The sequence below is a fragment of the Gordonia sihwensis genome (assembly GCF_029632925.1).
GTDB classification, from domain to species: Bacteria; Actinomycetota; Actinomycetes; order Mycobacteriales; family Mycobacteriaceae; genus Gordonia; species Gordonia sihwensis.
Genome location: NZ_CP121248.1, coordinates 1,756,302 through 1,776,576 on the forward strand (window position 1 = coordinate 1,756,302; position 20,275 = coordinate 1,776,576).

A 20,275-nucleotide genomic window follows, 5' to 3' on the forward strand; every position below is an offset into this window, starting at 1 on the left:
CCACGGTGTCAGGCCGGACAGGCGCGCTCGCTCGGCGCGCCCAGCGGAGCCGGGCCGAGATATTCGCCGATCAGGTCGCCCGCGCACGTGGAATTGGCGGCCACCGAGTAGCCGAGACCGTCCCACGAGACGGTGGTCTGAGCCGTGTCGGCCGCCAGCATCAGCGGCGTCAGATCGTCGGCCGCGGCGGCGCCGTTGATCGGATCGTTCTGGCCGACGAGCACCAGCGGGTCGACCGCGAAGCGCTCCGGCGCGGCGGGCGAGTCGGCGACGCCCCAGCCGTCGCACCGGACGAGATCGAGTGCCGTGGTGCCGGCGGTCAGCGGATTCTGCGCGTTCCAATCGCGCGCGAGAGCGGGGATCTCGTCGGTGCCCGGACGCCCGCGCATGTCGTTGCAGCGGGCCACGATCTGGCCGTCGGCCAGGCGGAGCGAGCGAGCCCGGTCCGCGAGCTTGCGCAGGGCACCCGTGTCGCCGCGGTCGGCGGCGGTGAGCGCCGTACTCAGTTCGCGCAGTCCGTCCGGGGAGGTGTCGCCGACCGCGAGCGCGGTGGTGAGTGCGTCGAGGACCTGTGTGTCCGACAGCGCGCCCACCTGTCCGCCCGCGCCCGACGACATCAGCCGTCCGAGGACCGCCGCCCCGCCCGCGCCGAGCGAACAGCCCGCCCCGGCGCAGCGCTGCGTGAACGCGGTGAGGGTGGCCTGCAGGCCGCGGGCGCGGCTCTGGGCGGCGGCCTTCGCGGACACGTTGTAGCCGACCGGGGAGTCGAGGATCAGCCGGCCGACGTGGTCCGGGTGCGCGGCGGCGAACGCGAGGGCCACCGATGATCCGGTTCCGACCGACAGGATCGCGAGCCGGTCGACGTCCCAGCGCTGGCGCAGTTGCTCGAGGTCTTCGCCCGCCGCCGCGGCCGAGTAGTCGAGCTGGTCCGGTGTCAGCGTGTCGTTGCACTGGTCGGCGGCCGCGCGCGCCGCCTCCGACAGTTTCTCGGCGCGTGCCGCGACATCGCGTCCGTCACCCGCACCGTTGTCGTCGTAGACGCTGCGCTGCGTGGTGGTCATGCAGTCGATCAGACCGGACGTGCCGATCCCGCGATGGTCGACGGCGATCACCGGACGGCGATCCAGGATGCCGTGGTCGGCGCCCGTCGCGAACGACAGCAGGGTCCGCGAACTCGGCATGTCCTCTCCGCTCGTCAACACGAGCGGCACGGCGCCGGCCGGCGTGGCGTCGGTGCGGGCGCGGACGACGCCGACCTTGATCGTGGTGCCCGACTGCTGCGCCGGGTCCACCGGGACGTCCAGCCGCGCGCAGTCGAGCTTCACACCGTCGGGAACGGTGACGCCGTACCTCTGTGCGATCGACCCCGCGCACTGGCGCCAGTTCAAGTCCTTCTTCGGCGCCTGCAGGGCGGGCTGCTCCGGTGCGCCGGTCGCCTGCCCGCCCTCGTCGTCCCCGCGCACGATGTCGGGACCGGTGTCCGGACCGACCGCGCAGCCGCCGACGAACGCGGCCAGGACGAGCGCGGTCAGGACCGCGGCGAACCGGGAGACCGCCGATGCTCCTGCGGTCCGCGGGCGTCCGGGTGAATGCATGACCGCGAGCCTAGTCGGCGCGCTCCCATAGTTGATACAGATACCCTTCGGCGTCGCCGAGCATGTGCCGCAGACGCATCGGCCCGGGAAGGGAACCGGCCGTCCGAGCGGGGACCGCGGTGCCGTGCGCGATGCGGGGTGCGTCGCCGCCGACCAGCGCGGGGCTGACCGTCAACGCCAGTTCGTCGAGCAGACCGGCAGCCGCGAGATCGGCGAGGAACCGGGGACCGCCCTCGCACAGCACATGCCGCAACCCACGCCGGGCGAGCTCGTCGATCACCGCCCGCGGCTGCACCGACGACTCACCGCAGTCGACCACGGTGGCGCCGGCGTCGAGCAGTCGGCGCCGCGCGTCTCGCGGGGCGTCGCTGCACGTGGCGATGAGGACGTCGGGGTGCCGCGCCGTGGTGAAGTCGGCGGGCAGGTTCAGGGATCGCGACGCGAGGACCAGCAGCGGCACGGCCGACTGGCCGCGGGCGGCGCGGCCCGGTGCGTGACGGGGCTCGACGACCGGTGGTCCGTACCCCTCCGTGACCGCGGTCTGCGCACCCACGACGATCGCGTCGGCCAGTGCGCGCTGCAGGTGGAAGACGGTGTGGTCGCCGTCGGATCCCAACGCGCCCGACCGACCCTGCGCGGTGGCGGCGCCGTCGATGCTGGCGATCATGTTGGCGCGGACCACCGGTCCGCCGGACGGCGGAAAAGAATAGACCTGCGCCAGTCCGTCTGCTGTGACATCAGTCGCTTTCTGCAGGATGAACATCAGTCCATCATGGTGCCGGTCGTTACCCTTGCCTAATGCTGGCACGACTTAGCGATCGGAATCCGGTCCTGGCTCCCGACCAACTCATCGGCGAGATGGTTCCGCCGACGATGTTCGACGAGGTGAGCTTCGACTCGTACATCCCCGACCCCGATGAGCCCAGCCAGACCGCGGCGGTGAACGCCGCCCGCGACTTCGTCGCCCGCGCATCCAAGGTCCGCAGCGGCGGAAAGAAGAGCTTCTTCCGCAAGTCCGCCGCACCCCAGGGGATCGGTCTCTATCTCGACGGCGGCTTCGGCGTCGGCAAGACGCACCTGCTGGCGTCGATCTACCACGCGATGCCGGGGCCCAAGGCGTTCGCGACGTTCGGCGAGGTCACCAACGTGGTCGGCGCCCTCGGTTACATCGACGCACTGGAACGGCTGTCGGGGCACAGCGTCCTCTGCATCGACGAGTTCGAGCTCGACGATCCGGGCGACACGATGGTGGTCTCGCGGCTGCTCACCGAGCTCACTGCCCGCGGCGTCTCCATCGTCGCCACGTCCAACACGCTGCCCGGACAGCTCGGCGAAGGCCGGTTCGCCGCGAGCGATTTCCTGCGCGAGATCCAGAAGCTGTCGTCGATCTTCGAGACCATCCGCGTCGACGGTCCCGACTACCGGCACCGCGACCTTCCGCCCGCACCGGAGCCGATGTCCGACGAGGAGCTCGAGCGTCAGGCCGAGAACACCGTCGGGGCCACCCTCGACACCTTCGACGACCTGATCGCGCATCTGGCGAAGCTGCACCCGTCGAAGTACAAGTCGCTGGTCGACGGCGTGTCGCTGGTATGCATCTCCGACGTGCGTCCCGCGCCGGACCAGGCGGTGGCACTGCGCCTGGTGGCGCTGGCCGACCGGTTGTACGACGCCGAGATCCCGGTGAGCATCTCCGGGGTCAAGCTCGACGAACTGTTCACCCCGGAGATGCTGGCCGGCGGCTACCGCAAGAAGTATCTGCGCGCCACCTCGCGGCTGCTGGCCCTCTCCCGATTCGCGGAGGCGAATGACTGAGGCGCCGATGACTGACGTGCGAGGCCCACTGATCCTGCTGTCCCTCGGGGCGGGCGCTCTGTTGGAGTACCTGCCGCCGGTCGCCGGCGCGGCGCACGACGCCACCGAACCGCGTCGTCTGCGGATCGGCTACATCGACGAGGCTCAGCGTCATCTGCTCGACGCGCCGTTCACCGGACCCGAACGCGAGCGGCTCGTCCGGTTCGGGTACGACGTCGTCGATGTCGACCTCCGCAAGAGCGGCTTCGAGGAGGCTCTGGCCTGTGTCGACGCCTTCTACGTCTCGGGAGGCGACACCTTCGCGCTGATGTCCGGGCTGCGCCGCAGCGGCGCCGACAAGGTGATCGCCGAACGAGTCCGCGCCGGGACTCCCTACGTCGGCCTCAGTGCGGGAGCGGTGGCGGCCGGGCCGGACGTGGAGCCCGCAGCGTTGATGGACGACCCGGGTCTGGGTCTCGACCTGGCCGATTTCCGGGGACTCGGACTCACCGACACCGTCGTGATCCCGCATGCGGACGGACAGTTGCCGCCGTATCCCACCGAACTGATCGACCGGACGCTGAATGAGTACGGCGACCGGTTCACACTGCTGCCGCTGTACGACGATCAAGCGTTGATCGTCGACGCCGCCGGATCGCGCGTGGTGCCGTCGGCCGAACCCGCCGTGTGAGGGTTCAGCTCTCGCGGGCCAGCACGAAGTCGTGCTCGATGGCGCCGTTCATGTTGAAGCTCTTGGTGCCGATCTGGCGGAAGCCCATCTTCGCGTAATACCTCTTCGCGCGTTCGTTGCCCGAGTGCACGCCGAGCCACACCAGGGTCGCACCGCGGTCGCGGGCGGCGTCGAGAGCCGCGTTCATCAGGGCGTGAGACGGCCGGAGCTCGCTGTGGACGGCATGATGCTCGGGCAGCACGTACATCTTGGAGATCTCGGTGACCGTCCCGTTCGCGACGGCGGCGGCACCGGCCGGGAACGCGTCGACCGCCGCGCGCACGTCGGGGTCGGCCGGGAGATCGTGGACCAGCAGCGCGTAGCCGACGATGGGGCCGCCGGCACCGGTCCGCGCGACGAGTACCTGCTTGCGCGGGTCCGCAAGGTACTCGGCGAACCGTGCGGCGGAGAGCACCTGCTCGATGTGCGCGGCGATGTTCTCCGGTGTCGAGTGCGGCGGGCAGGCGAGCGGGAAGGTCGCGGCGGCGACGTCGGCGATCGCGGGAGCGAGGCCGGGATCGGTGACCGTCTCGATCAACAGACCGGCGTCGCCGGCGGCCGATTGCGCTGAAGTCGCAGATTGCGTCACATACCGATTGTGCCTTGTTCCGGTGCGGCGGCACGACACGGTACCCCGCGTCCTGGTGCAATGGAGGCTGTATGGAGCTGTATGGAGGTTGTACCGCCAACGACCGTGAGGACGCCCGTGGATCCACTGTTCGTCACCCTGTGCCAGACTCGGATCGATCCCGGCCTGACGGCTGCGAGACTGCTCGAGCAGATCCGTGCCGACTGGGTCGAGTTGCTCGACTCCGAGTTCGACTCGGTTGTCGTCGAGACCCAACGAGGCGAGGGACCGGAGTCCGCGCCGGTGTTCGTGATCTCCTTCGACGAGGTCCGGGTGCTCGTGGCGGGCGTCGACGCGCCGCACGGACTCGACGTCGCCGACGCGGCCCAGAGCAGTCCGCTGTGGAGTGCGGAGGCCGAGCTGCCCGACCCGGACGGGCCCTCCCTCGTCGTCGCGGCGTCCTCGGAGGCGGTGCTCGCCGGCCCGGTCTTCGACGACGCGGTTCTCGGTGACGCGGTTCTCGGTGACGACCGTGACCTCATCGAGGAGGCGACGCTGATCTCGCGGGTGGTGACCTCACTGCTGGCCTGCACCGACTCGGTGCGGGCAGTGTACATGCACACCTCCGAGCAGATCGCCGAGCCCTCGGCGTACCGGCGCGCGGCGCTGGAGGTCTCGCCCGACCTGCCGCTGATGCTGTGGGTCGATTTCATGGTCGCCGACGAGGCCGGACTGGTGTCGGCGGAGACGATCGGCATGTCGGAGCTGGGGTTGCTCGACATCGAGGTCACCGACAGCACACTGCCGGCCGAGCAGGTGGTGAAGGTCGTCGTCGACACCGCCGTGCTGATGTACGACGACGGTCCGGTCATCGGTGACGGTGACGTTCTCGGGACCGACAGCGGCGACTTCACCGCGCGGATCGCCCCGTCGAAGTACGACGCCGACCACATCGTCCTGCACCTCGTGCCGCCGACGGCGACCGCCAACCGTGCCGAGCGTCGCGCCGCGGCGCGGAAGAAGAAGCGTCGCTGACCTCAGTCGTTCTCGAAGCCGGACGCTTCGAAGCCGAGGGTCGTCGCGTTCTCCGACACGGTGCGGCGCACCGAATCGGAGAATCCGTCGGGATCGACGGCGCTGATCTCGATGCGGATCTCCACCCGTCCGGCGGCCGAGGAGAGGTGCTTGAGCACTTCCTGCTGGATGGTGCTGAAGTCGCGCGCCGGAAAGTCCGAGTCGAGTTGCGCTGAGCCGAAGTAGCGGCGCTTGAGTGCGCTCTGAGTGGTGGACTGCGTCTCCGCCGAGCCCGCTCCGGCGGTGGACGCGTCCGATGATCCGCCGTCCGCCGAGGACTGCTCGCCGTCGCGCTCCCGCTGCTGGCGCACCTCCTCGTCGCGCTGAGCGTCCGCCGGTCCCGGCTTCACGATCAGCGTGCTGTCGGAGATGTGCACGGTGGCGTCGTCGCCGGGCAGATGCAGCCCGAGATAGCGCTTCTGGGTCTCGTCGTATCCGTCGGCGAACGCGAATCCCTGCTGGCGCCAACTGATCTGGTCGTCGAGGACCGAGTACAGCCCGTCGATCAGCACCTCCCGGTCGCGCAGCCGCGGCAGGTATGGGTAGGTCGCGTAGTACCGGTGCAGCGTGCCCACGTCGAGGTGTCCGGAATCCCATGCCGCCGACAACCGGCCCGTCAGATCCAGATAGATCAGCGACGACGATCGGGCCAGCGCGATGTGTTCCAGGCTGAGCTTGGCGCCGGTGCGCGCGTAGACGTCGTCCTTGCTGCCCGAGACGTTGACCACGTCGATGGAGTAGGTCGCCTCGCCCGTCTGCTGCTCGGGGCAGAGCGCCCAGCAGAAGGTCTCGTTGAGCCGGTTGCGCACGATGTCGTCGTTCGTCGCGCGCCGTTCCGTCGCCTGCCTGGTCTGCTGACCGCCGAGCCCGTAGTCGTCGGCGTTCTCCGCGACGTGCTTCCACGCCAGGTAGTTGCGCACCGCCTCGTCCAGTTCGCGGGCCCGGTTGGTGTCGGCGGCGAGGAAGATCAGCGAGTTCTTGAACGAACGGATCGCGTTGCCGCGGTGTTCGAGGACGTTCGCGGCCCACGACTTGGCCGTCGGGGCCGAGGACCGCGCGGCGTAGGTGTGCTGCATGGGCACCACGACCAGACGCGTGTCGGTCTCGTCCGGCACGTCGGCGGACGATTCGGGGAACACGTGGATCCCGGCGAACGACTTGTCTGCGGAGATCTTGCGCAGTTCGGTGAGCCGTCGTTCCACCTCGGCCCAGACGTCCGCGGGCGCCAGCCCGGCCGCGTGGTCGCGCGCGGTGCGGCTGATGTTGGCCTGGGTGTCGTACCAGTAGCGCGACGACTCGGTGTACAGGTACGTCGACTGACCGGTGAGGGCGTCGAGCGCCGAGTGGAAGTTGCCCGGTACGTCGCCCGGGAGAGCGGTGCCGAGGAAGATGCGGTGCTTCTCCGCGCCCTTGTGCGCCGAGTGCAGACCCGGAGTCGCGGCCATGAACACCGAACGGGCCAGCCGCTGTGCCACCTTGCGCTTGCCGAAGTGCTCGTTGTTCTTGTCGACCAGCGCCGGGACCGATTCGGGGCCGGCGACGTCGGTGTGGATCACCGGTTTGAACTGGTCCTCGAGGTACTTGGTCACCTCGGAGACCACGTCGGCGTCGTCGAGTGGCACGGTTCCCGGCATGATCAGCGCCGACGAGTTGTCCGACCGCCAGAGGGTCCCGACCACCCGGTTCATCATCTGCAGGACGCCGCGAGTCCGCTGGAACCGGTCGAGGGTCGACCAGTCCTGGTACAGCCGGTCGAACAGTTCCGGATGAATCGGGTAGCAGCGCTTGATCCGGTCCTCGTACTGGGAGTCGCGGACCTCCGATGGGAACTCGGCGTGGTACTTGCGGTAGAACTCGACGACATTCTTGGCGATGTTGGCGATCTTCGCCGACGCCTCGGCGTCCGGTGTGGAGAAGATGCGCCGCCGCACGATCTCGAAGCTCTCCTCGGCGTTGGCCGGCTGCCACTGGTCGGCGGTCCGGCCGATCACGTTCTTCAGTGCGTGGAGCGCTTCGCGACCGTACTCGCCGCCTACCTCCTCGTCGTTCACCTCGTCGCCGCCGTCTCCGTTGGACGACGCGGGGATCGAGATGACCACCTGAATGCCCTTGACCGCACGGGCGGCTTCGGTGAGGGCCTGGGCGAAGGTGAACTGGGTGTCGAAGTCGCCGGCTGGAAGCGGTTCCGGGGGGTTCACGAGCTGTCTGGCGTACGCCACCCATTCGTCGATCAGGATCACCGCGGGGGAGTACAGCGTGAAGAGCTCGCGGAGGTCGGCACCCGGGTTGGTCGAGGTGCGGTCGGCATGGGCGACGATGTCGTAGGCTTCCTGCCCGCCCAGCTGCCAGGCCAGTTCGCCCCACATGGTGCGGATGTTCGGCCGGCCGTCGTCGGTGTTCTCCCGTGACGGGACCATCTGGTTGCCGACCAGAGCGACGCGTCCGACGCGTCCTCGCACCGCGTCGAGCGGTTTGGCGAGCGGAGCGACGTCGTCACCGAAGACGTGGCTCTCCGCGCCCGATGCCAGATGCCAGAGCGCGAGCATCGAGTGCGTCTTGCCGCCGCCGAAGTTGGTCTGCAGGTTGATGACCGGTGACGCGTTCTCATCGCCGGTCAGTCGCGCGACGTTCCGGGTGATCAGATCGCGCAACCCCTCGGTGAGATAGGTACGGCCGAAGAACTCGGCGGGGTCGGTGTACTCGGACTTGTGGCCGCCGCTGCGCATCGCGACGGTGTACAGGTCGGCGGCGAACTCCGCGGCGTTGAACTGGTCGCTCTGGATGTCGGGATGGGGTGCCAGGACGTCCCGCCACGCCGGCAGATTGTCGGAGCCCACCTGCAGTGCGGGCACGTTGCGCGCGGCCCGTTCGGTGGCCTGCCGGGTGCCGATGGCGCGGACGTCGTCGCGCAGCTTCGCGACGTCGGCGGCCTCCTTCGGAGCGTCGATGGCGAGCAGGAATCGGTGACAGATGTCGAGGTCGAACTGCGCGTCGTCGTTCGTGAAGTTCTCGTGATGCGCGAGCCGGTTCCGGGCGTCAACCAGCGGCGTCGCCAGGGATACCTGCGCGCGGCTGAGCCGCTTGCCGATCGGGTCCCAGCCGCGCCGGAACTTGTACGGAATGTTGTCGGTGAACATCCGAAGGCTGTCCGACGGGTCGAGCGGGTTGTACTTCTTGTCGGGGTGCGCGCTGGGTGCCTTGACCGTGCGCAGCACGTCGATCCAACCGCTCGCCCCCGCCGGCAGATCGGGGCCGATCGTCTCGGTCAGGAAACGATCGACCGCCGGTCCGAGCAGCTCGAACGCCTGATGGATCCGATCCCGATTACTCGGCGCCACGGAGGGCTCCTTTCACTATTCACACAGATGTGTGTATTCGCGACGAAGGTTATCGCAGCGGTCGGACAATCAGGACGTCGAGGTCACGTCCCGCCGCCGGTGTGACGGATGCCCGCCTACGACAGCGGCCGGGGCCTCCCGCCCCGCATAGGGCTTGCACGGCGTGTCGGCCGCTCCGGGCGTGTCGAGTCACGTGACTCGGCGGCGAACGCGCCGATCACAGCAGCATCTCCTGGTGCACCGCACCCCGCGCACCGCGGGCGATGTCGCTCCATGCGGCGCCGAGGCCGTTGAAGCTGACCGCGAGGGCCGTCGATTTGCGATCCTCGGCGAGTTTGAAGAGCAGGCTCGCGAGTTCGCGGCACAGATCGGTGTCGACCGCATCCGGCACCAGGCTCAGCAGGGTCGACGCCGCCGGGATGCCCTCCGAGTCGAGGACCCGCACCAGGTGCATCACCACCTCCCACTGGCTGATCGACGAGTCGGTGGACGGGTCGTAGTCGGCAGGCATGTCCGTGGGCGCGATCAGCGCGACCCGGCCACCGCCCTTGGTGAGAATGCCCGAGCGCTCCATGCCGTCGAGCGAGATGCTGCGGGCGTTCGCGAGCGACTCGGCGTCGCCGAACTTGCCGCTGTCGAAGCCGTTCTGTCGGAACCAGGTCAGCGCGAAGCGGGTGGGTGCGTCGAAGTCGTTCTCGAGTTCGCCGAGCACCTCGTCGAGGATCGCATTGATGCGCTGCAGCGCGGTCCGGACCGTCATCTTCGACCCGTCGTCCTCCAGCACCGCGTTGTACTCGGAGAAGATCGCCATGCCCGGCCCGATCGCCGCCTGCGGCAGATCGACCGGCGCGATGGCGCCCTGCTGCAATTCGCGCAGGCTCGCCGGAAGCTCATTGCGCAGCCGCGCCAGGAACGCACGGCGGTCGACGCGCGGCGCGTCCTCCGGGCGCGGTCGGAGAGCGAGAACGATGGAGGAGGCGAGGGCGTTGGTTCCCTGGCTCAGCATGCGGTTACCGAGCTCCGATCGCATCGGCCACGTCGCGGTGATCTGCCAGCCGGAGCGGATCATGCCCTCCAGCAAGGTCTCCCAGCCGGTCGACGCCTGGCCGTCCTTCGACGAATCCTGCTGTTTGAACGCGTAGTAGACGGTGATGGGGAAGTCCTCGTAAGCGTGCTCACGGGCGCGACGGAAGACCTCCCGGAATCCGTCTTCGAAGAATTTGTGCGCGCCCTCCTTGCCGTTATGCCGGTAAGGGTTGGCCACGAGTTCCTCGGTCTTCGGCACGAGCATGGTCGACAAGATCGACGGATGGATGTCCTTGAGCGACCGGCGAAGCCAGACATAGAAGAAGTCAGAAAGATCGGAGTAGCCGATGTTGTCGTAGTAGGGAGGGTCGGTGGAGATGAGCGCGTGCTGTGCGACCGCGTCAGCGGCTCCGGCGGACCCTACGGTCCCATGTGCGCTCGCTGGCGTGCGATTTGCGGCTTTCGCAGTCCAGTCAAGCTGACCGTCGAAACCTCCGGATGAGAAAGAGAACGGGTCGCATTCTGTGTAGTCCCATACCATCGGTATCGCTTGCCTGCCGAACGTGTTGCGCATCTTCTCTCCAGTGTTGTGCCAACTGCACAGGCCCGACCAATAGTCGGCACACCGGCTCGTTACGAGGCCTAAATACGTGGCGACTGCGTCTGCGTAGGCAAACGCACCGACGCCCGAGTTATCGAGAGGCCTACCCTCCGTCATTCCCGCGGCGAGCGCGTCCCGCAAGACGAGCTCGCGTGCTTCTCCGACCAGATCGCTGAATGTGGTCAGCGCGGTGAGTTGGCGTGGAGTGAAAAGCGAGGCGAAGGTGTCGAGGCCGTATGGCGGCGTCCACACGTCCTTCGGATGGAATCCCAGTCGCTGGTTCGGTACGTCGAGCGGTGGCTCCACCTCAGCGGCCCGGCGATGTACGTCCGACGGCGGTAGATAGATTCGACGGCGAGTGCCTTCGGCGACCGTGGCTATGAGATCTGCGCCCATTCGCCTTTCGGTTCCCTGAGCTTTGATGTAGTCGGTGCTGACGGCGGTACCGCAGCGGATACAGACGCCGCCACGTTTGCCAGACATCGTCCCGTCGGTCTCCTTCGTCGGCGCCTGAGCCGGATCGTGACCGATCTCGTACCGCACGGTCTTGCCTTCGATCACGGGGACCACGTACGCCTCCTTGCCCTTCTTCTTGCCGAGCCACCACGACCTGACGAGGGGCATCGCTATCCGGCACTCGGGATTCGGGCACGTCACGGTCCGCGCCCAGATCCACGCGATCACGGTTGCCTCGGTACCGTCGGGCAGGGGTGCCTTCGGATACAGATGGCCGATGCGCTTCTGGGCTTCGTCGCGCATCCACTGTCCGTAGCGGCGGACGTCTTCGGCGAGACCTGTGGCGCGGGGCCAGTCCTGGATGGTCTCGTCGGCGGCTCCGGGCCACACGGGCGGCTGTCCGGCGAACTTCGGCGGAATCTCGATCAGCGCCTTGTTGATGAGCACGGCGACGGGGTTCAGGTCTGACGCGTGAGCTTCGAGTCCGAGTCGTTGCGCTTCAAGGGGAATGGTTCCGCCGCCGGCGAACGGGTCGAGGATCGGTGGGGGATTGCCGTCGGTCGACTCCATGATCTTGCGATGAGCTTCGGCGAGCAGTTGCTCGTCGTTCGAGTTCTCCCACACCACGAGTCGCTCGATCAACTCGAAGAGTCGCTTTCGCTCCGCGATCTGCTCCGCCTCGGTGGGGTACAGGTCTGGGCGCGACGCGGGGTCGTCCACCAGTTGAGAGAACAGCACAGCGCGTGCCGCGGCCAGTGGCCGGCGCGCCCACCACAGATGCAGTGTCGACGGATGTCCGTGGCGGATCGACTTCTCGCGAGCGGACTCCTCGTTGATCTTCTGCAGCGGGATGCTGACCTCGATCAACTTGCGTCGCTGAACATTACTGTGTGCATCGCTGGACACGTGTACCCCTTGGTGAAGCGCATGGCGGACGAGAACGTTTCAACATAGCGCACACGACAGTGTGTATCGCAATCGGTGTGACTCGCCTGAGAATGTCGGACCTCTCGAGTATCATCGAACGTAAGTTCGACGATCAGGGGGTTGGAGATGAAAGTGCAGGTGAGAGAGCGTAGGGCTTCGTCTGTGACGGTGGCCGACGACGCGATCGTCATCCGGATCGAACGTCCGGACGTCGAGAACTCGCCCACCGTTGCATCCGAGGTGTCGGGATCGCGAAGCGATCGAGCGGCACTGCTCGGGTTCGCGGCGCGCGCGGACTGCTACCAGGGGCTGGTGCTGTGGCATCGATACGAGGCGCTGTACTCGCTGCTCATGGCGAAGCAATCCGAGTTGGAGTCCGATCCGTCGGCGGACGCCTACACCCGGCTCTACGACCCACTGTGCCAAGTCGCGGCGTCGTATGCGGTCGCCGCGGGTGTGCAGCACTACACGGCAGAGCGGTTCGTCGAATCCGCCGTGGCCTGCATGGAGCGGATCCCGGCCCTCGGACGGATGTTGCGCGACGGACTGATCAACTCGGCGAGTTTCCGGCGCGCGGTGGAGCAGACGGCCCTCGTCGACGATGCGGACGTCCTGGCCTTCATCGACGCGGAAGCGGCCGCGAGACTGCGCGAAGTGGGCGGTCTTTCGGCGGCGCGCGTGGAGACGATGCTCGGGGCGATCGTCGCCGAGCACGATCCCGACGCGGTGACCTTGACCCGGGAGGAGGTGCGGGCAGCCAAGCGCGTGCAGGTGAACCCGCTGACCGACACCGCCTCGGAACTCATCGTCACCGCGTCGGCCGAGGACGTGGCGATCGCCAAGGATGTACTCGATGCGGTGATCGCCGGCGTCTGCCCCAACGACCCACGCTCCAAGGGCGCCCGGCGCAGTGATGCGGCGATGGCGCGCATCAACGGCACGGACTTCGTATGCGAGTGCGGTCGAGAGGACTGCACTGCTCGACTCGCGCCGGCCGACATCGCGTCGCGGTGCGCGCGGATCGTCCTGCACGTGGTGGTTCGCAAAGAAGTGCTCGAGGGGACGTCGCAGACTGCGGCGCATCTGGACGGCCACGGACCGATCTCGGCGACACACATTCGTGAGATGGCGTCACGGCCCGACGCTGTGCGTCGCGAGCTGAACCTCGACGAGGTCATCGCGCAGGCGAGTCGGCCCGACAGCGGATACCGTCCGTCCGCGGCGCTGGATACTGCCGTCCGCGGGCTGTTCGGCACCTGCTCGTGGCCGGGTTGCGCCCGGCCCGCGTGGAAGTGCGACCTCGACCACGTATGCGAGTACGACCACGCGGATCCGTCGGCGGGCGGCGTCACCTGCATCTGCAATCTCAATGCGAAATGCCGATTCCATCACGGGTTGAAGACCCACGCGAACGGGTGGGTCGACGATCAGATCGTGGACGCCGCCGGCGTCGTCTGGACCGAAGTCACCTCACCGGAGGGGATCACCGTCCGGCAGCAGGCACTGAACATGTGGCTCCTTCCCGAACTGGGCCACCTTCAGTGCGGACACGGCTCTCCGACACGCCGAGAAGCACGACACGCCGGTGACGAACCCGAACGCTCGCTGACACGGTTGCAGGCCAAGCACCGGTACCGCATGCAGAAGCGAGCGGCGAACCGCCGGGCTCGCGAAGCCATCGCCCACGACGCCGGCGCCCCGCCGTTCTGACACCGCGAGCCGTCAATGCGGCGGGAGTGCCTTCTTCCAGGCCTTGTGCCAGTTGAGTTCGACTCCGCTCACGTCGGTGTTAGCGAGGTCGACGTCGCGGAAGTAGTCGGTGAGGTAGCGGACCTCGTCGTGATCGGGGCCGTCGGGGCTCACCGAGACCATCGCGAGCCGGTGGTTCTCACCGGTGTTCTTGCCCTGGAGCACCTGGTTGTAGGAGACGAAGAAGGTGTCGGCGCCGGCGATCCGGCCCTTGACCTCGATGTACACCGATGGTGCACGACCGCCGTCCGCAGCCGGAGCCGGAACGGAGAGGACGTCGTATCCGGGGTTGTTGTGCGGCATCTCCTCGGGCATGCGGGCCAGGGCGCACTCGGCACGCAGCACCGCGTCGACGGCCCGCCGGTCGGTGGCCGTGGTGTCGGCGGCGTGTCGGCCCACCGACTCGCCGAGCATCCCGGCGGGGACCACGAGAACCGCGGTCTCCAGCCTCGGCGGGCGTGCGGTGAGGACACGCTCGTCGGCGAGCTCGCGCAGGCGGCGCCCGAGCCTGGCCTCCAACTCGCGCGCCCGCCGCTCGAGCCGTTCCGGGCTGAGGCGCCGCCCGCGCGTGGTCTTGCCGGCCGCCGATTCTTCACGCCGGCGTGCGACTTCGGAGTCCAGGTAGTTGATCTGCTCGATCAGCCGTGTGCGCACCGCTCTCTCGGTCCGCTCGACGTCGGGGACCACGCGGTCGCGGACCTCGCTCAGGTGACGGGGCACCGCGGTGGACGCGGCCCACGACAATGCCTGGTCCGTCAGTGAACGGCCGACGAACGAGTCTAGCCCGCGGATCGGCGCGCCCTCCGGGATCGGCTGCAGGTCGAGATGCGGCGCCGGACCGGCATCGGCGACGGACCCGTCGGCGTCGATCGAGACGAACGCGAATCTCTTGCTGACCACGGTCCCGGAGCCGTCGACGATCTCGGAGGTCAGGGCGAAGATCGCGCGCGGGGCGGTGCCGGGATCGGTCGGGTCGAGCAGTGTGGCGCCCGCGGCGAGGACGTCGGCACTCCCGTCCAGGACGGAGTCGATCACGGCGTCGAGCAGCGGGTGCCCGGGTGCCAGGAGGTCGGCGCGCACGGCGCCCGACGACACCGCTGACGGCTCGAACGTGACGCGCTCGTACGCCCTCGTCACCGGCCGCCCCGCGTGCTCCCGGCGGATGTCTCGATGACGCAGCGGCGCCGGAACATTCGAGATCTGGAACCGGTGGCGCTCCCGCTTCGACAGCCGACCGCCGAGCGCGGTGAACGCATCGGTGAAGAACTGCGCGATGTAGTGCGGCTGCAACCTGCGCGCGGTCGCCTCGTCCATCTCGCGGCGCAGACGCGCCATCTCGAGCGGATCGAGCGTCTCGCGGGCGAGTGCGCGCTCGGTGACTAGCGTGTCGCAGCCGGAAGCCACCTCGGCGTCGACAATGCGCTCGATCTCGTCGATCCGCGCGGGATCGTCGCCGTAGAGCACCGCATCCCACAGCAGGTCGCGCAGCGGCCGGCCGGCGAACGCTTCGTCGCCGAGAACGTCGAACAGCTTGCCGCCGTAGGCTGAACGCTGCTGCTCCATCTTCTCGAGCAGACGCGTGTAGACCTGACCTTCGCGAGTCTGGGCGGCCACGATGTTCCACAGGCGGCACACGTTCTTCTGCCCGATGCGGTGAATGCGGCCGAAGCGCTGCTCGAGCCGGTTCGGATTCCACGGGAGGTCGTAGTTGACCATCAGGTGCGCGGCCTGCAGATTGAGCCCCTCGCCGGCGGCGTCGGTGGCCACCAGCACCAGCCGCGACGGCTCGTTGGTGAACTGCTCCCGGATCGCGACGCGCTCGCCGCGCCGCGTGCCGCCGTGAATCGTCAGCACCGCGTCGTCGGAACCGAGCACATTGCGGATCTGCGCGGTGAGGTAGTCGAGCGTGTCCTTGTGCTCGGTGAACACGATCAGCTTGCGCGGACGACCGTCCTTGCCGCGCAACAGTTCTCGATCGGTCAGCAGTGAACGCAGCTCCGACCACTTCCGGTCGATGCCGCGGTCGCGCACACGGGTCGCCAGCGCCACGAGGTCTTCCAGGATCGCGATCTCGGTGTCGAGTTCGGCGACGGTGCGTGCGGCGGTCGCCGCGTCGACCACTTCCTCCTCGATGCGCTCGTACTCCTCGGCGCTGTATTCGTCGGGATCGTCGAAGGCGTCGGCGGGCGGCAGCGGCATCCGATCGTCGACGGGGATCCGGCCGGCGATCAGGTCGGCACGACGCGAGGCGAGCCGATCGCGGCGACGCTGCAGACTTCGCAGCACCGCGTGGGTGCTCGACGCGAGCCGGCGCTGGAGGACGGTGAGCGCGAACCCGACGGTGCGGCGTTTGGGGGAGTCGGGCGAACTCTCCGCACGGTTCATCTCCACGCGCACGTACTGCGTGACGGCCTCGTACAGCTCCGCCTCCCCGTCGGAGAGCTCGTAGGGAACGGTTTCGGCGATCCGTTCGGGGAACAGCGGCCTGCCCTCGAAGGTGAGCAGTTCCTCCTTGACCATCCGTCGCATGAGGCCGGAGGTGTCGGCGACCGCGTCCGACTGCGGGCGGCCGGCGAATCGGTCCTCGTCGAGAAGGGAGAGGAACAGTTGGAAGTTGTCGTCGTTGCCGGCGTGCGGCGTCGCCGTCATCAGAAGCAGGTTGCGTGCCACGCCGCCGAGGACGCGGCCGAGCTTGAACCGCTCGGTCTCCCGGACCTCGCCGTCCCAGCCCTGCCATGACGCGGACATGCGATGCGCCTCGTCGACCACCACCAGATCCCACTCGCTCGCCTCGAGGTGACCGATCAGGTCGGGGTCGCGGGCGAGCTGATCCATGCGGGCGATCATGAACGGGTGGGCCGGGAACGGGTCGCCGCTGGGGCTGGCGTTGATCAGATCCCGGGTCAGGAGAGTGGCTGTGAGGCCGAACTTCTCCGACAGTTCGTCCTGCCACTGTTCCACCAGCCCGCCCGGCGCGACGATCAGCAGCCGCGCGAGATCGCCCCGGAGCAGCAGTTCCTTGGCGTACAGCCCCGCCATCACCGTCTTGCCCGCGCCGGGATCGTCGGCCAGCAGGAAGCGCAGGGGAGTGCGCGGCAGCAGTTCCCCGTACACCGCGCGGATCTGGTGCGGCAGGGGAGAGATGTCGCTGGTTCCGACCGCCGCCATCGGGTCGTGGGCGCCGGTCATCGCGATGCGCAGCGCCTCCGTCGCGAGGCGGAACGTCCGCGGGTCGGCGTCGAAGGTCCACGAGCGCTCGACATCGTCCTCGACGACGATGTCAGCGATGTCGTCGGCGAACAGCATCTCCTCGCGGACGCCCAGTCGGTCGTCGCGGACGACCACCGTGGCCGCCGAATCTCCGCTCGGGATCACCGCGACGAGGTGGACCGGCTCGCGCCAGCGGCCCGACAAGCGCTGCCCGGGACGCAGATCGGTGAGGGATCGCAGATTCATGTGCACACCATAGTGGGCGCATCGGACAGTTCCCGCGTCGCGGTGGTGCTACTTGCGGTGGTGTTACTTGCGGTGGTGCTACTTACGTCCGAACCAGCGCCGCTTCCTCGGCTGCGCCGGCTCGTCGGCGAGTTCGGGTTCCGGGAAGTCCTCTCCGACGAACTCCAGCGACAGGACGGTCTTGTCCGCGTCGACCTGCGACGGCGCGTGGTGCGCGACGATCTCGGCGGCCTCCGTGGCGCCCAGCGTGTCGCCGTCGCCGATCACCGGGCCGTTCTCGAGAAGGTAGATCGCGGTGTTGACGATGCGGCCGAAGGTGTCCTCGGCGGACTCGTGCGACTGCACGATCTCGACGTCGGGCAGCCCGAGCATGTCGAGTCCGCGCGTATGTCCGGTCATGATGCCGTCGGGTCGCGGCGCGACGTTCAGGGCCACCCACGCCGGGAGCATCGGATCGGGGAGCGTCTCGATCGCCAGGTCGCGGAACAGCGGAGGCAGGATCACGTGATTCGCGCTGCCGAAGTACACGGCGACGATCGACTCCGACAGCGCCACCGCGGCAGCGATGACCTTCGACAGCAGGACCGCATCGGCGATCGCCTCGACATGGTTCGTCTCATGCCCCGGCCGGACGACGGTGACGATGGTGTGCGCCGAGTAGTCGGCGGGCGCCGGAGTGTGATCGGGCCACAGCCGGCTGTACTGGGCGATCTCGGCGAGGTCGTCGCCCACCGGTGCCGCGATCCCCATCAGGAAGATCTGCCGGTCGCCGTACGACAACGCCAGGGGCGAGTCGGCGTCGTCGGCCGCCCCCGACCCGGCAGCAGCGTCGCCGACGCTCAGCAGATCGGCGTCCAGGTCCGGGAAGTCGTTGAGCATCTGTGCGGCGAGGCGCTCGGCGGAGAGTGCGGGATCGAGTCGGCTCTGGAACAGCATCGCGAGGCTGGGCACTGGAGTCCGGTCCTTTGCAGTGGGGTTCGAGGGGCGGTCCGGCCGAAGCGGAACGCCGTCAATCCTGCCAGAACCGGGAACGACGAAGCCCGCCGGGATCCGGCGGGCTTCGTCTGCGTGGTGCGCGATACAAGGATTGAACTTGTGACCTCTTCCGTGTCAGGGAAGCGCTCTCCCACTGAGCTAATCGCGCGGGTCTTATTGAGTTGGTGCCGTTACTCGAACTCGGTACCGGTGTTCGGTGGAGGTGGCGACGGGAATCGAACCCGTGTGCACGGCTTTGCAGGCCGTTGCCTCACCACTCGGCCACGCCACCAGGTGATCTTTCCGAGCGGATGACGGGATTCGAACCCGCGACCCTCACCTTGGCAAGGTGATGCGCTACCAGCTGCGCTACATCCGCATGCCGGTGAACTCGTCTTGTGGACGCTGTCGCTCACCGGCGAGAACAAACACTAGCGGTACGGCGGCGACATTTGCAAACCGGGGTCCCCGTCGGACCGTGGACTCCGCCAGATCAGCCGCTCCGCCTCGGACGCTCCGAGGTCGCTCGCGGCGAATGCGGTGACGTCGGCGGCTCGCTGACGGAGATGGTCGGCGACGCTCCGGTCGAATGCGGCGTCGACCCGGGACTCGAAGTCGTCGATCGGGGCAGTGGCATCGAGCCAGGCACGTCGGTCGAGCTGTTCTCTGGCGCGGTCGGCGCCCTCGGCGTACGTCAGGAACGCCAGGACTCGATCCGTGAGGGCGTCGGCGCGCTGGTCCAGGCCGCTCGACTTGTCGATGTAGGCGTTGACGATCTCCGGATCGGATGCGCGGGGGCCGAGGGGCTGCGAACCGAGGATTCGGCGCGCCCTGCGAATCGCGGCGGCGGACTCGGCGACCGTCCGAACCTCGGCGTCGAGGTCGATGCGGGCCTGGTATCGATCCAGCAGATCGTCGTGCCATGCCGGGTTCTGGTGCAGCCGCGCCGCCACTACGGCGGCCAGCACCGCCAGCCGGCCGTTCTCGTCCGCCTGCATCAGCCGTAGCGCGGCCTGCTCTTCGGAGTCCGGTCGGTAGCGCCGGCGCAGTCGCATGTCGGCGATCTCAGCGGTCTCCACGTGCTCGGGCGGTTCGACGAAAGGGAGCCAACTCAAGCCGACCGCTCGGGCGCGCAGGGTGAAGTCACGACCTCTCCAGGTGTCCAGCGCCAGCGCCAGGTGGCCGGACACCGTTCCGTCGCGGGCTGTCTCGCCGAACACCGTCTCGCCGCACGGGTCCGGGCCGCCCGCATCCGCGGCGGCCCGGGCGGCGTCGTCGTACTGCTGCTTGCGGATTCGGCGCGACTCGCGGAGACGCTCGGTGTGCGTCGTGAGTCGCCGAGCCAGTGCGTCTCGAACGGGCCGTGGGCGGCGAAGCGGGCGTCGGTCGTCGCCGTCGGAGCGTCGGGCATCGCGCGGGCGGTAATCGGAACTGCCGGACGCGGGCTGCCGGACAAGGATCGCCACGGCGACCACGACGAGTGCGGCGGCGACGAGCATCAGTGTCATGGACACAGCACAGCATGAGGGTCGGACAACGAGACGAGGCCCGGCGGTCGCCGGGCCTCGCTGTCGGATCTGGTGCGCGATACAAGGATTGAACTTGTGACCTCTTCCGTGTCAGGGAAGCGCTCTCCCACTGAGCTAATCGCGCGGGTCTTATTGAGTTGGTGCCGTTACTCGAACTCGGTACCGGTGTTCGGTGGAGGTGGCGACGGGAATCGAACCCGTGTGCACGGCTTTGCAGGCCGTTGCCTCACCACTCGGCCACGCCACCAGGTGATCTTTCCGAGCGGATGACGGGATTCGAACCCGCGACCCTCACCTTGGCAAGGTGATGCGCTACCAGCTGCGCTACATCCGCATACCGGTGAGCTTCCTTGTGGGCGTTGCTCACCAGCGAGAAGAACACTAGCGGCACGTATGTCGTCAAGACAAATCGTGAGGTCAGCGACTTACATGGATGTGATTCCGCAGATGGGAGCGT

Annotated in this window: 12 protein-coding genes and 6 tRNA genes; 4 read left to right on the top strand and 14 right to left on the bottom strand. The window is 68.2% G+C overall.

What is annotated here, in order from left to right; genetic code table 11:
- Positions 1-8 precede the first annotated feature (8 nt).
- Positions 9-1,595, bottom strand: coding sequence for an alpha/beta fold hydrolase (locus P5P27_RS08500; RefSeq protein WP_278127253.1), 1,587 nt, complete (start codon positions 1,593-1,595; stop codon positions 9-11).
- 10 nt (positions 1,596-1,605) lie between these two features.
- Positions 1,606-2,358, bottom strand: a complete 753-nt coding sequence (locus tag P5P27_RS08505; protein WP_278127254.1) for a dihydrofolate reductase family protein — start codon at positions 2,356-2,358, stop codon at positions 1,606-1,608.
- A 35-nt stretch (positions 2,359-2,393) separates the two neighbouring features.
- Between P5P27_RS08505 and zapE the strand changes: the two genes are divergently transcribed.
- Both zapE and P5P27_RS08515 read left to right on the top strand, forming a co-directional pair.
- On the top strand, positions 2,394-3,410 hold the full coding sequence (gene zapE / locus P5P27_RS08510; protein ID WP_045537626.1) for a cell division protein ZapE: 1,017 nt from the start codon (positions 2,394-2,396) through the stop codon (positions 3,408-3,410).
- Positions 3,411-3,417: 7 nt separating this feature from the next.
- Complete coding sequence (locus P5P27_RS08515) at positions 3,418-4,080, top strand: Type 1 glutamine amidotransferase-like domain-containing protein (protein ID WP_278127255.1); 663 nt, start codon at positions 3,418-3,420, stop codon at positions 4,078-4,080.
- A 4-nt stretch (positions 4,081-4,084) separates the two neighbouring features.
- On the opposite strand, the gene P5P27_RS08520 is transcribed toward P5P27_RS08515, so the two are convergent.
- A complete protein-coding gene (locus tag P5P27_RS08520; protein WP_082083906.1) occupies positions 4,085-4,708 on the bottom strand; it encodes a GNAT family N-acetyltransferase in 624 nt (207 codons plus the stop codon).
- A 117-nt stretch (positions 4,709-4,825) separates the two neighbouring features.
- Here P5P27_RS08520 and P5P27_RS08525 point away from each other — a divergent pair, with 117 nt between their 5' ends.
- Positions 4,826-5,722 carry a DUF4261 domain-containing protein gene (locus tag P5P27_RS08525; RefSeq protein ID WP_278127256.1) on the top strand — a complete coding sequence of 299 codons (897 nt, stop codon included), beginning with the start codon at positions 4,826-4,828 and terminating at the stop codon, positions 5,720-5,722.
- Positions 5,723-5,724: 2 nt separating this feature from the next.
- On the opposite strand, the gene P5P27_RS08530 is transcribed toward P5P27_RS08525, so the two are convergent.
- Together P5P27_RS08530 and P5P27_RS08535 are read right to left on the bottom strand one after the other, a co-directional pair.
- Positions 5,725-9,099 carry a DUF499 domain-containing protein gene (locus tag P5P27_RS08530; RefSeq protein WP_278127257.1) on the bottom strand — a complete coding sequence of 1,125 codons (3,375 nt, stop codon included), beginning with the start codon at positions 9,097-9,099 and terminating at the stop codon, positions 5,725-5,727.
- 217 nt (positions 9,100-9,316) lie between these two features.
- Positions 9,317-12,088, bottom strand: coding sequence for a DUF1156 domain-containing protein (locus P5P27_RS08535; RefSeq protein WP_278127258.1), 2,772 nt, complete (start codon positions 12,086-12,088; stop codon positions 9,317-9,319).
- Positions 12,089-12,235: 147 nt separating this feature from the next.
- On the opposite strand from P5P27_RS08535, the gene P5P27_RS08540 reads away from it, so the two are divergent.
- Positions 12,236-13,819, top strand: coding sequence for an HNH endonuclease signature motif containing protein (locus tag P5P27_RS08540; RefSeq protein WP_278127259.1), 1,584 nt, complete (start codon positions 12,236-12,238; stop codon positions 13,817-13,819).
- A gap of 12 nt (positions 13,820-13,831) precedes the next feature.
- Here P5P27_RS08540 and P5P27_RS08545 read toward each other — a convergent pair whose 3' ends face one another.
- The 9 genes from P5P27_RS08545 to P5P27_RS08585 form a co-directional block, all read right to left on the bottom strand.
- Positions 13,832-17,314, bottom strand: a complete 3,483-nt coding sequence (locus tag P5P27_RS08545; RefSeq protein WP_006896367.1) for a helicase-related protein — start codon at positions 17,312-17,314, stop codon at positions 13,832-13,834.
- A 78-nt stretch (positions 17,315-17,392) separates the two neighbouring features.
- The gene (locus P5P27_RS08550; protein ID WP_062368089.1) at positions 17,393-18,265 is read right to left on the bottom strand and encodes a DUF4261 domain-containing protein; all 873 of its coding nucleotides are present in this window, start codon (positions 18,263-18,265) and stop codon (positions 17,393-17,395) included.
- Between the two features lie 118 nt (positions 18,266-18,383).
- Positions 18,384-18,458, bottom strand: a tRNA-Val gene (locus tag P5P27_RS08555).
- 49 nt (positions 18,459-18,507) lie between these two features.
- A tRNA-Cys gene (locus P5P27_RS08560) sits at positions 18,508-18,581 on the bottom strand.
- Positions 18,582-18,595: 14 nt separating this feature from the next.
- Positions 18,596-18,668: transfer RNA gene (locus tag P5P27_RS08565), tRNA-Gly, on the bottom strand.
- Between the two features lie 52 nt (positions 18,669-18,720).
- Complete coding sequence (locus P5P27_RS08570; RefSeq protein WP_062368134.1) at positions 18,721-19,797, bottom strand: hypothetical protein; 1,077 nt, start codon at positions 19,795-19,797, stop codon at positions 18,721-18,723.
- A gap of 70 nt (positions 19,798-19,867) precedes the next feature.
- A tRNA-Val gene (locus tag P5P27_RS08575) sits at positions 19,868-19,942 on the bottom strand.
- 49 nt (positions 19,943-19,991) lie between these two features.
- Positions 19,992-20,065, bottom strand: a tRNA-Cys gene (locus P5P27_RS08580).
- 14 nt (positions 20,066-20,079) lie between these two features.
- Positions 20,080-20,152: transfer RNA gene (locus tag P5P27_RS08585), tRNA-Gly, on the bottom strand.
- Between the last annotated feature and the right edge of the window lie 123 nt (positions 20,153-20,275).